The organism is Mycobacterium sp. 852002-51613_SCH5001154 (assembly GCF_001667425.1).
Taxonomy (GTDB): domain Bacteria; phylum Actinomycetota; class Actinomycetes; order Mycobacteriales; family Mycobacteriaceae; genus Mycobacterium.
The window spans coordinates 421,611-428,223 of the sequence record NZ_LZII01000083.1 but is presented as its reverse complement, the minus strand read 5'-3'; the positions used below and the strand labels follow the sequence as shown (position 1 = coordinate 428,223).

9 protein-coding genes are annotated in these 6,613 nt (G+C 66.2%); 3 read left to right on the top strand and 6 right to left on the bottom strand.

The window, feature by feature from the left end; all coding sequences use genetic code 11:
• Positions 1–146 precede the first annotated feature (146 nt).
• On the bottom strand, positions 147–701 hold the full coding sequence (locus A5750_RS23945; protein ID WP_067266168.1) for an MPT63 family protein: 555 nt from the start codon (positions 699–701) through the stop codon (positions 147–149).
• A 297-nt stretch (positions 702–998) separates the two neighbouring features.
• Between A5750_RS23945 and A5750_RS26190 the strand changes: the two genes are divergently transcribed.
• On the top strand, positions 999–1,175 hold the full coding sequence (locus tag A5750_RS26190; protein ID WP_197505513.1) for a hypothetical protein: 177 nt from the start codon (positions 999–1,001) through the stop codon (positions 1,173–1,175).
• Positions 1,176–1,205: 30 nt separating this feature from the next.
• Positions 1,206–2,045: a glucose 1-dehydrogenase gene (locus tag A5750_RS23940; protein ID WP_066952634.1), complete on the top strand. Its 840-nt coding sequence runs from the start codon at positions 1,206–1,208 to the stop codon at positions 2,043–2,045.
• Positions 2,046–2,075: 30 nt separating this feature from the next.
• On the opposite strand, the gene A5750_RS23935 is transcribed toward A5750_RS23940, so the two are convergent.
• Both A5750_RS23935 and A5750_RS23930 read right to left on the bottom strand, forming a co-directional pair.
• Entirely contained in the window at positions 2,076–2,405 is a 330-nt protein-coding gene (locus tag A5750_RS23935; protein WP_066952632.1) for a DUF2795 domain-containing protein, read from the bottom strand.
• Between the two features lie 96 nt (positions 2,406–2,501).
• The gene (locus tag A5750_RS23930; protein ID WP_066952630.1) at positions 2,502–2,915 is read right to left on the bottom strand and encodes a ChaB family protein; all 414 of its coding nucleotides are present in this window, start codon (positions 2,913–2,915) and stop codon (positions 2,502–2,504) included.
• Between the two features lie 124 nt (positions 2,916–3,039).
• Here A5750_RS23930 and A5750_RS23925 point away from each other — a divergent pair, with 124 nt between their 5' ends.
• Complete coding sequence (locus tag A5750_RS23925; RefSeq protein WP_066952628.1) at positions 3,040–3,459, top strand: MarR family winged helix-turn-helix transcriptional regulator; 420 nt, start codon at positions 3,040–3,042, stop codon at positions 3,457–3,459.
• A gap of 36 nt (positions 3,460–3,495) precedes the next feature.
• Here the strand turns inward: A5750_RS23925 and A5750_RS23920 are convergent, their stop codons facing one another.
• From A5750_RS23920 to rpsB, 3 genes are read right to left on the bottom strand one after another with little or no spacing between them, the layout of a single operon-like run.
• Complete coding sequence (locus tag A5750_RS23920; RefSeq protein WP_066952625.1) at positions 3,496–4,893, bottom strand: amidase; 1,398 nt, start codon at positions 4,891–4,893, stop codon at positions 3,496–3,498.
• Positions 4,894–4,925: 32 nt separating this feature from the next.
• On the bottom strand, positions 4,926–5,741 hold the full coding sequence (tsf, locus tag A5750_RS23915; RefSeq protein WP_066952624.1) for a translation elongation factor Ts: 816 nt from the start codon (positions 5,739–5,741) through the stop codon (positions 4,926–4,928).
• Positions 5,742–5,752: 11 nt separating this feature from the next.
• Positions 5,753–6,586: a 30S ribosomal protein S2 gene (gene rpsB / locus A5750_RS23910; RefSeq protein ID WP_066952622.1), complete on the bottom strand. Its 834-nt coding sequence runs from the start codon at positions 6,584–6,586 to the stop codon at positions 5,753–5,755.
• Between the last annotated feature and the right edge of the window lie 27 nt (positions 6,587–6,613).

Genomic DNA, 6,613 nt, shown 5'->3' with positions numbered 1-6,613 from the left:
GCTTTTTACCACCCACACCCCGCAATACCCCCTGCCCGCTTGTCTGGTGGGCTGGTATATGTTTATAAGACACACCACCACCGAAGGGCCGAAAACGCACCTCCCCGCGGCGCGGGCGCGCCGCGGGGAGATATCCGCAAGCGGGATCAGGTGTGAGCCGGGCTGGGCGGCGCACCCGGTGCCGGGCTTGGGCTCGGAGCGCCGGGCGCCGAGCTACCCTGCACGTTCGACGTCCACATCAGGACGTCTTGCATCCCGTCGTTGTAGACCACGCCGTTGGGCGGCGCGCCGGTCACGTCGAAGTACAGCGTCCCGGTCGACTCGCTACCCTGCGCGATCGGCGCCGGGTTGAGGCCGTTAGGGGCCCCCACCTTGTCGATCACCCGGTAGTTCTGGCCGTTCGGCCCGCGGGCGATGAAGTCGTTCACCATCGGGGTAACGAGCCCGCCGTCCGACCGAGCGGTAACGTCCGCCTGGTAGAGCGTCCCCTTGGGCGTGTAGCCGGGAATCGAGACATTGCTCGGCTGCAGGTTGCTCACCGTGTAGTTGGTGACCAGCGGCCCGTCCACGAGTTGCTCACTGGTGCCGAAGCCCTGGATGTTGGGCGGCGCGGCAGAAGCCGGCACCGCCGCGAAAATCCCTGCCGCCGCAATCCCCCCGGCAGCGGCAGCGGTCTTCAGCGCGGTCTTGGTGACCTTCATTGCTCATTCCTTTCGTGTCGAACAATCGCCCCCCAGAAGGGCAATACGCACATAGGCCGCAAATAGCCTCTTGCTGTCCGCTTTAAACATATGCGCCCGTTTTATTCGTGATTTTCGGCCGGTCAGCTGGCGAAACGGTGTTGTTTTGCTGGACAGTATCTTTCGCATCAGTTTTTAACATCCGTATCGCTATTCACGTCGAATGACTTGGGCGACGACGCTCTAGGCGCCCGATTAGCCCCGGCTGTGGCGGGTAGTCAGAGCGGGAGGAATCCCACCAGACGAAAGGGGCCGTCGATGGAACGCGGAAGCTCTAAACACAGTCCCCGCGAGGACGACGAACTCAAGCACGAATTGGACGGCACGCTGCGCGGTAACCGGCCCAGTCGCGCCGAGGAATGGCGCGATCCCGAGCCTCCGGCCGACGATGACCCCGACGTTCCCGCGGCCCGCCCGATGACACGCGAACCTTAGACCGGATTCGACCACCTATGGAGGAATCAGATGGGCTTTGCGCCTCAGCAACAGACCGCCCCGGGTGTGCAGAGCCGGATGAACCCCGTGCCCGACTGCGGCGAAAACACTTACCAGGGCTCGGGAAAGCTCACCGGCAAAAGGGCGATCATCACCGGGGGTGATAGCGGCATCGGCCGCGCGGTCGCTATCGCTTTCGCGCGCGAAGGCGCCGACGTGCTGATCTCCTACCTCGACGAGGACGACGACGCCCGCGACGTCGCGCGCTACGTGGAAGACGCCGGGCGCAAATGCGTCCTGGTGTCCGGCGACCTTTCCGATGCTGCGCATTGCCGCGCCGTCGTCGACCGGGCCGTCGAAGAATTCGGCGGCATCGACATCCTGGTCAACAATGCGGCCTACCAGATGATGCACAAGAGCCTTGACGAAATCAGCGATGAGGAATGGGATTACACGTTCCGGCTCAATGTCGGCGCATATTTTTATCTCACCAAGGCGGCGGTGCCGCACATGAACGCGGGGGCGTCGATCATCGGCAGTTCGTCGGTCAACTCCGACACGCCCAATCCGACGCTGGCGCCCTACGCCGCCACCAAGGCGGCGATCGCCAACTTTTCGGCCAGCCTCGCTCAGTTGCTGGGCGAGAAGGGGATTCGGGTGAACAGCGTCGCGCCCGGCCCGATCTGGACACCGTTGATCCCCTCCACCATGCCCCCGGACAGCGTTGAGTCGTTCGGCGACAACACGCCGCTCGGCCGCGCCGGCCAGCCCGCCGAACTCGCGCCGATCTACGTGCTGTTGGCCTCCGACGACGCCAGTTATATCTCCGGCGCGCGGGTGGCCGTCACCGGAGGCCGGCCAATTCTCTAGCGCCGCATCGCTTTTGCACTTGCGGACGGTTCAGGAGCCCCGGTTCTCGCCCAGTTCCTCGACGATCGGGCTCGAAGCGGGGATGTCTTTTGCGTTTTCGGCCAGCCCTGGTTTGGTGTGGGTGCGACGAGCCGCGGCCTTGTCGGCGTCGCCGAGGTCGCGATCGTCGATGATGGTGACCGACGCGAGGACCTGGGCGGCATTGTTGTAGGTCTCGGGCGGAATGCTGCGCAGGGCGCGGATCGTGTCGTCGTCGCAGCCATTGCGATCGGCGGCGTCAAGCAGATCCTGCTTGTTCGCCGGAAAGTCCACATCGGTGAAGCATTGACGCAGCTGATTGGGACTAACGGACGCAACCATGGCTGTCGGGATGCCCGGTGCCCAAAGGGCTAAACCGCTAAACCCGGCCCCGGGGTGACGTCTCGGTCACATCGGCGCGGCCGTGAAACGCCTTTCTCAACGGCCGCGGACTCTGCGGTTGTGCTTCATGATCGCGTCGACCAACTCCGCCTTGCTCATCTTCGACCGGCCCCGCACGCCGAGTCGGCGGGCCACGTCGAGCAGGTGCTTCTTGCTCGCGTTGGCGTCCACCCCCTCGGCCGTCGGGCCGGAGGCACGCGGCCCGCCGCTCTTGGCGCGCTCGTCGGACGGGCCCTTCTGTTCTTTGGGCTCCCAATGATCGCCGATCTTTTCGAAGCTGTGCTTAAGGGCGGAATACGCCACCCGGTGCGCGCGCTCTTCGCTGCCGTATTCGTCGGCCGCTGCGTCATGCGTTTTCGCGAACGTGCGTTGCGCTTTGGCGTTGGAACGCCGCAAAGTGCTCGGCAGTTCGTCCTTCTTCGGCTTGCCGCCTTTCGTCGTCTTCGGCATGAAAACCTCCTGATACGCCCGCGCGGTGCGAGTGACACTCGGTTACCCCATCGACGGGCCGGCAATCAGCACTTCGCCCAGCGAAGCCGCGTCCAGAGCCCGAAAATATGTCAATATCATTGACATGGTTCAGGCCGAAGACGCCCCGCTTGGTTACCTGCTGTACCGGGTGGCCAGCCTGCTGCGACCGGAGGTTTCCGCGGTATTGGGCCCGCTCGGCCTGACGCTGCCCGAATTCGTCTGCCTCCGCATGCTTTCCCTGGTTCCGGGGATGTCGAGCGCCGAACTGTCCCGGCAGGCCGGAGTCACACCGCAGGCGATGAACACGGTGCTGCGCAAGCTGGAAGACATCGGCGCCGTCGCCCGTCCGACATCTGTGTCCAGCGGTCGCGCGCTACCGGCCACGCTGACCGGTCAGGGCCGCGCCCTTTTGAAACGCGCCGAAGGCGCGGTGCGGACCGCCGATGCGCGCATCTTGGCCAAGCTGACCGAAACTCAGCAGCGCGACTTCAAGCGGATGCTCGACAAGCTCGGGTCCGACTGACCCCGCGGCGAAGCGGGCCGCCGCCGAGGCCGCAGATCAAGCGGTTTGGATCCGGGCCCATGGTCGGGCCTCTTCGAGTTCGTAGGCCAGCTCGAGCAGTAGCGCCTCCTGCCCGATGTTGGTCGAGAACATCATGCCCACCGGCATGCCTTCGTCGGACTGCGCCAACGGAAGCGAGACCGCCGGCTCGCCGGTTACGTTCTGCAACGGGGTGAACGAGACCCAGTCGATCAGCCGCTCGATGACCTGGTGGTAGTCGGTGGGTGCCAGATAGCCGATGCGGGGCGTCTCGTCGGCGAGCGTCGGGGTGAGCACTACGTCGTAGGTGTCGAAGAATTGTGCGGTGCGCCTGCGGATTCGGCGCAGGCGCATGATCGCCAGCGGCAGTCGATGAATGTTGTGGGCGGTGTGTCGCTCCAGCCCGAGCGTCAGGCTGTCCAGCCGGCTGCGGTCGAACGTCTTGCCGAACATGTGCCGCCCGGTGCGCACCTGGGCCAGCGCGAGGAATCCCCAGTAAAGGACGAAATCGTCGACGAAGCTGGCCGGCACCGGGGGCTCGTCGAGGTATTCGACGCGATGCCCCAGCTCCTCGAGAAGGCCGGCGGACTTCAGCGTCAGCTCGCGCACCTGGGGGCTGCAGTCGCGTTGCACCGACCGGGTCAGCACGGCGATCCGCAGCCGCTGCCTGCCGGGTCCGACGACGTCACCGACCGGTGCCAGTTTCGGATTGCGCCAAATCCGTTCGGCCTCCCGGTAGAACGCCGCCGTGTCACGCACCGAACGGGTCACCACACCGTTGGCGACGATGCTCACCGGCATCCGGCGCAGGTGGGCGTCCAGCGGCAGCCGCCCACGTGACGGCTTCAGCCCGACAAGTCCGTTGCAAGCGGCCGGGATGCGGATGGAGCCGCCGCCGTCGTTGGCGTGGGCGATCGGCACCACACCTGCGGCAACGAACGCACCCGAGCCCGACGAGGATGCGCCCGCGCTGTAGTCGGTGTTCCACGGGTTGCGGACCGGACCCAGCCGGGGATGTTCGGCCGACGCACTGAAACCGAATTCCGACAGCTGCGTCTTGCCCACCGGGGCCAGTCCGGTGGCCAGGAACAACCGGGTGAATGCGCCGTCGGAGGTGGCATTCCACGGCGTCCACGCGTCGGTGCCGTGCATCGTGGGCTGGCCGGCGATGTCGACGTTGTCCTTGAGGAACGTCGGGACGCCGTCAAAGAAGCCGTTCGCCGCCGCGGCGGTTCGCGCCTGCTGGAAGGCCGCATAGGCCAGGCCGTTGAGGATCGGGTCCACGGCCTCGGTGCGGGCGATGGCCGCCTCGACCACCTCGGCCCTGCTGACCCAGCCGGCCTGTATCGCGTGGGCGAGCCCGACCGCGTCCAGATCACCGAGGGCGTCGTCGCCGAACGCATGCACGTGTCGCATTTAACCGACGCTAGCCCGCGCCCGCGCGGGGCTTAGGCCTGCCCCACCTCGAAGCGCACGAACCGCGTCACCGTCACGCCGGCCTCGTCGAGCAGGGCCTTGACCGTCTTCTTGCTGTCGGACACCGAGGGCTGCTCCAGCAGCACGGAGTCCTTGAAGAAGCCGTTCAGCCGGCCTTCGACGATCTTGGGCAGCGCCTGCTCCGGCTTGCCCTCGGCCTTGGCCGTTTCCTCGGCGATGCGGCGCTCGCTGGCCACGATGTCCTCGGGCACGTCGTCGCGTGACAGGAAGCGCGCCTTGAGCGCGGCGATCTGCAGCGCGACCGAGTGCGCGGCCTCGACGTCGGAGCCGCTGTATTCCACCAGCACACCGACGGCCGGCGGCAGGTCCGCCGCCCGCTTGTGCAGGTAGGCCTCGACGGTGCCGTCGAAGTACGCGACACGGCGCAGCTCGAGCTTCTCGCCGATCTTGGCCGACAGGTCGGCGATGGCCTGCTCGACCGTCTTACCGCCCGTAGCGGCAGCCTTGAGCGCCTCGACATCGGTGGCCTTGGATTCGGCCGCCGCCGCGACGATGTCATCGGCGAGCTTCTGGAACTCGGCGTTCTTGGCGACGAAGTCGGTCTCGGAGTTCAGCTCGATCAGCGCGCCGCCCTTAGCCGCGACCAGGCCTTCGGCCGTGGCGCGCTCGGCGCGCTTGCCGACGTCCTTGGCGCCCTTGATGCGCAACGCCTCGACGGCCTTGTCGAAGTCGCCGTCGCTCTCGGCCAGCGCGTTCTTGCAGTCGAGCATGCCGGCGCCGGTGAGCTCCCGGAGCTTCTTGACGTCGGCGGCGGTGAAGTTGGCCATATCAGCCTTCCCTAGGAGGGTTCAGTGGTCGATTCGGGTGCGCCCGCAGCGACGTCGGTGGGGGCGCTGGCAGCAGCGGAGGCCAGCAGTTCCTGCTCCCATTCGGGCAGCGGCTCGGCGGCCTCGACTTCGGGCTTGCCGTCGGTGCGGCCGACCCCGGCGCGGGCCTGCAGGCCCTCGGCGACCGCGGAAGCGATCACCTTGGTCAACAGCGCGGCCGAGCGGATCGCGTCGTCATTACCCGGGATCGGGTAGTCGACCTCGTCGGGGTCGCAGTTGGTGTCCAGGATCGCGATGATCGGGATGTTCAGCTTGCGGGCCTCCGCGACCGCGAGATGCTCCTTGTTGGTGTCGACGACCCAGATCGCCGAGGGCACCTTGGCCATGTCGCGGATACCGCCGAGGCTGCGCTCCAGCTTGTTCTTCTCGCGGGTCAGCATCAAGATTTCCTTCTTGGTGCGTCCCTCGAAACCGCCGGTCTGCTCCATCGCCTCGAGCTCCTTGAGGCGCTGCAGGCGCTTGTGCACGGTGGAGAAGTTGGTGAGCATCCCGCCCAGCCAGCGCTGATTCACGAACGGCATGCCGACGCGGGTCGCCTCGGCGGCGACGGACTCCTGCGCCTGCTTCTTGGTGCCGACGAACATGATGCTGCCGCCGTGGGCGACGGTCTCCTTGACGAACTCGTACGCCTTGTCGATGTAGGTCAGCGTCTGCTGCAGGTCGATGATGTAGATGCCGTTGCGGTCGGTGAAGATGAACCGCTTCATCTTGGGATTCCAACGACGGGTCTGGTGCCCGAAGTGAGTGCCGCTGTCCAGCAGCTGTTTCATGGTTACGACGGCCATGCTCGTGCCTTACTTGTGTCGGTTGTC

Excerpts from the sequence above, each read along its gene's own strand:
- A5750_RS23945 (WP_067266168.1), bottom strand. The coding sequence starts at position 701 with ATGAAGGTCACCAAGACCGCGCTGAAGACCGCTGCCGCTGCCGGGGGG.
- A5750_RS26190 (WP_197505513.1), top strand. The coding sequence starts at position 999 with ATGGAACGCGGAAGCTCTAAACACAGTCCCCGCGAGGACGACGAACTC.
- A5750_RS23940 (WP_066952634.1), top strand. The coding sequence starts at position 1,206 with ATGGGCTTTGCGCCTCAGCAACAGACCGCCCCGGGTGTGCAGAGCCGG.
- A5750_RS23935 (WP_066952632.1), bottom strand. The coding sequence starts at position 2,405 with ATGGTTGCGTCCGTTAGTCCCAATCAGCTGCGTCAATGCTTCACCGAT.
- A5750_RS23930 (WP_066952630.1), bottom strand. The coding sequence starts at position 2,915 with ATGCCGAAGACGACGAAAGGCGGCAAGCCGAAGAAGGACGAACTGCCG.
- A5750_RS23925 (WP_066952628.1), top strand. The coding sequence starts at position 3,040 with ATGGTTCAGGCCGAAGACGCCCCGCTTGGTTACCTGCTGTACCGGGTG.
- A5750_RS23920 (WP_066952625.1), bottom strand. The coding sequence starts at position 4,893 with ATGCGACACGTGCATGCGTTCGGCGACGACGCCCTCGGTGATCTGGAC.
- tsf (WP_066952624.1), bottom strand. The coding sequence starts at position 5,741 with ATGGCCAACTTCACCGCCGCCGACGTCAAGAAGCTCCGGGAGCTCACC.
- rpsB (WP_066952622.1), bottom strand. The coding sequence starts at position 6,586 with ATGGCCGTCGTAACCATGAAACAGCTGCTGGACAGCGGCACTCACTTC.